At 68.5% G+C, this 3,583-nt stretch carries 4 protein-coding genes; all 4 read left to right on the top strand.

Features of this window, described 5'->3' with window-relative positions; translation table 11 throughout:
* Nucleotides 1-546, top strand: a 546-nt coding sequence (locus tag B4E30_RS00600; protein ID WP_286793053.1) for a sigma factor-like helix-turn-helix DNA-binding protein, incomplete at its 5' end; no start/stop codon positions are given.
* Between the two features lie 78 nt (nt 547-624).
* Nucleotides 625-1,215: a helix-turn-helix domain-containing protein gene (locus B4E30_RS00595; RefSeq protein ID WP_286793052.1), complete on the top strand. Its 591-nt coding sequence runs from the start codon at nt 625-627 to the stop codon at nt 1,213-1,215.
* A 109-nt stretch (nt 1,216-1,324) separates the two neighbouring features.
* Nucleotides 1,325-2,392: an ABC transporter substrate-binding protein gene (locus B4E30_RS00590; protein WP_286793050.1), complete on the top strand. Its 1,068-nt coding sequence runs from the start codon at nt 1,325-1,327 to the stop codon at nt 2,390-2,392.
* Between the two features lie 57 nt (nt 2,393-2,449).
* A partial coding sequence (locus B4E30_RS00585; RefSeq protein WP_286793049.1) for an amidohydrolase family protein occupies nt 2,450-3,583 on the top strand: 1,134 nt, incomplete at its 3' end.

Raw genomic sequence — 3,583 nt, 5'->3', positions numbered from 1 at the left:
AGCATGGCGCTGCAGGTCGTGCTCGACACGCTCACCCCGGCCGAGCGGGTCGCGTTCGTGCTGCACGACGTGTTCGAGCTGCCGTTCTCGCAGATCGCCGAGACGCTCGGACGCTCCGTCGAGGCGACGCGGCAGCTGGCCTCATCCGCCCGCCGCAAGGTGCGTTCCCGCACCGATGACGCCGCCCCGCGCGAACGGCATGACGCGGTCGCGGCCGCCTTCGCCGCCGCGACCGGAGCGGGCGACTTCGACGCGCTCGTCGCCCTCCTCGATCCGGATGTCACGCTCACCTCCGACGGGGGCGGCAAGGTCAGCGCCGCACGACGCCCGGTGCTCGGCGCGGTCAACGTCGCGCGCTTCATCCTGGGTGTGCTCACGCAACGCCCGGATGCGCGGGTCGACCCGATCGCAACGGCCGACGGGCTCGGGTTCATCGTCAGCGAGAACGGCGTGGTCGACACCGTCATGGTGCTGGGGGTACGCGCCGACCGCGTTTCGGACGTGTGGCTCGTGCGCAATCCCGACAAGCTCACCAGCTGGCGCTGACCCGGCCCGCAGGCCGCCCACGTTTCGTCTCGCTCCGCTCGCTCAACGACCGGAGGGATGGCCGTCTATCGTGGAAGCGTGTCCGAGCAGCGCGCCACCGTCTCCGACGCCGCGATCAGCTCACTGCTCGGCGCGGCGATCCGCGAGGCGCGCCAGTCGCGCAAGCTCTCGATGCGAGCCCTCGCGGCGAGCGCGAACGTGAGCCAACCGTTCCTCAGCACCGTGGAGAGCGGGCAGACGATGCCGTCGCTGGCGTCGCTGTATCGCATCGCGGCGGCGCTCGAGGTGTCGCCGTCGCACCTGCTCCCGGCGGCGGGGGAACCGGAGCCGATCACGGTGTCGCGACGGGATGCCAGCGGGTGGGCGCCGATCACCGACCATCCGGACACGGGATTTCACCGCGTGGTGTCCTCGGGCACCGCCCGACGGGCGACGGTGCAGGAGTACGTGCTCGAGCCCGGGCAGCGTCTGGGCGACTGGTACCAGTCCGACGGGGAGCTCACCGTCTACGTCGCCGAGGGATCGATCACGGTCGAGGTCGAGGGTCGCGGCTCGTGGGAGCTCGATGAGGGGGAGGCGATCGCGCATCCCGGTGCCCTTCGAAACCACTGGGCGGTGCGGGGGAACGGGCGCACCCGCATCGTGCTGGTGTACGCCGGCGACAGCTGACCGCAGGAAACACACCTGTAACGCCATCGCTATTTGTTATCAACGATAGCTACTTACTATCGATCACGTCCCGACCCGCGTGTCCCTGACACTCCACGAAAGACGATCGATGGCATTCCTCACCCGCAGCATCGGAGTCGCCGCCGCGTTGGCCGCCTCGGCCCTCGCCCTCTCGGCGTGCTCCGGCACCTCCACGTCCGACACGACCTCCGACTCCACAGCCGCCGCATCCGCTGAAGACTTCGGCGACCTCACCGTCCAGCTGAGCTGGATCAAGAACGAGGAGTTCTCGGGCGAGTACATCGCCGACACCGAGGGCTATTACGACGAGGCCGGCTTCGACGCGGTCAGCCTCGTACCCGGCCCGTCTTCGGGCGCCACCGAGCTCATCAGCGGAACCGCCGACGTCGCCATCAGCGATGCGGTCGCCATCGGCTCGGTCGTCGCGAGCGAGGGCGCGCCCCTGAAGATCGTGGGTGCGCTGTTCCAGAAGAACCCGTTCTCGATCCTCTCGCTCGCCGACGGCGGCAACATCGCGACGCCGGAAGACCTGGTCGGCAAGCGCATCGGCGTGCAGGATTCCAACCGCGCGATCTTCGACGCCTTCCTGCTGGCCAACGACATCGCCGCGGATGAGGTCGAGGTCGTCCCCGTGCAGTACGACACGTCGCCGCTCACCACGGGCGAGGTCGACGGCTTCATCTCGTACCTCACGAACGAGTCGCTCACCGTTGCGATGGAGGGCTACGACACGGTCGATCTGGCGTTCGCCGACAACGGCCTGCCGTTCGTCGCGAAGACCTACACCGTCACCGATGACACCATCGAGAACGAACGCGAGATGGTGAAGGCCTTCCTCGCGGCCGAGATCCGCGGCTGGACCGAGGCGATCGCCGACCCCGCCGTCGGCGTCGAGCTGGCCATGACCGAATACGGCTCCGACCTCGGACTCGACGAGGAGCACTCCCTCGCCGGCGCCGAGGCGCAGGTCGCCCTCATCAGCACCGACGAGACGCTCGAGAACGGTCTGTTCACGATCTCCGACCAGCTCATCGAGGAGAACATCGCGAGCCTCGCCGCGGCCGGGATCGACCTCGACGCGGAGTCGCTGTTCGACCTGTCCCTGCTGGCCGAGGTGTACGAGGAGAATCCCGACCTCGTCGCCTACGAGCAGTAGAGTCCTTCCTCCGGGGGCGGCGGTCGCGCCGCCCCCTTCCCTCGTGAAAGCGCGCAGATGACCTCCACCCTGCTGGTTCCCGACGCCGTCGTGACCATGAACGACTCCCTCGACGTCGTCACCGACACCGCCGTTCTCGTCTCCGGCGACACGATCCTCGCGGTCGCCCCCGTGACCGAGCTGTCGGCGCGGCATCCGGATGCCGATCGCGTCGACCTCGCCGACCGCGTTCTCATGCCGGGTCTGGTCAACGCCCACCACCATTCCGGGATGCTCCGGGGCACCGCCGAGCACCTGCCGGTGTGGGAGTGGCTGCGCCTGCACATCGACCCGATGCACCGCGTGCTGCGGCCCGAGGAGGCCGAGGCGGCCGCTTGGCTCTGCTATGCGGAGGGCCTGCTGTCGGGCACGACGACCGTCGTGGACATGTGGCGGTACTTGCACGGCGCGGCCCGCGCCGCATCCGCCCTCGGCAACCGCGTCGTGACCGTGAACTACGTCGGCGAGCATCCCGACTTCGACTACTTCGACACCCTCGACGACAACGAGCGGATGCTGCGCGAGTGGACCGGCGCCGCCGGCGGACGGATCATGCCGTGGGTCGGCCTCGAGCACTGGTTCTACGCCGACGAGGCCGGCCAGAAGCGCGCGATCGACATGGCCCGTCACTTCGACACCGGCATCTACACGCACTGCAGCGAGTCCGAGGTCGAACTGGCCGACTTCGACTCCCGGTACGGGATGCGTCCGATGTTCGCGCTCGAAAAGCACGGCTTCTTCGACACTCCTCGCGCGATGCTCGCGCACGCGGTGTGGCTCGATCAGGCCGAGGTCGATCTGATCGCCGAGCGCGGCGTCGGCGTCTCGCACAACCCGATCTCCAACATGAAGCTCGCCAGCGGCATGGCTCCCGTCGCCGAGATGCTCGCCGCCGGGGTCAACGTCGGCCTCGGCACCGACGGCGAGAAGGAGAACAACAACCTCGACATGTTCGAGGAGATGAAGGTCGCCTCCCTGCTCGGCAAACTGCGANNNGAGGTCGAACTGGCCGACTTCGACAGCCGATACGGGATGCGGCCCATGCACGCACTCGACAAGCACGGCTTCTTCGACACTCCCCGCGCGATGCTCGCTCACGCGGTGTGGCTCGATCAGTCCGAGGTCGACCTGATCGCCGAGCGCGGCGTCGGC

The sequence above is a fragment of the Microbacterium sp. UBA3394 genome (genome assembly GCF_002358725.1).
Lineage (GTDB): Bacteria > Actinomycetota > Actinomycetes > Actinomycetales > Microbacteriaceae > Microbacterium > Microbacterium luteum.
Note: the sequence above shows the minus strand (reverse complement) of the source record. Positions and strands in the feature narration are given on the sequence as shown.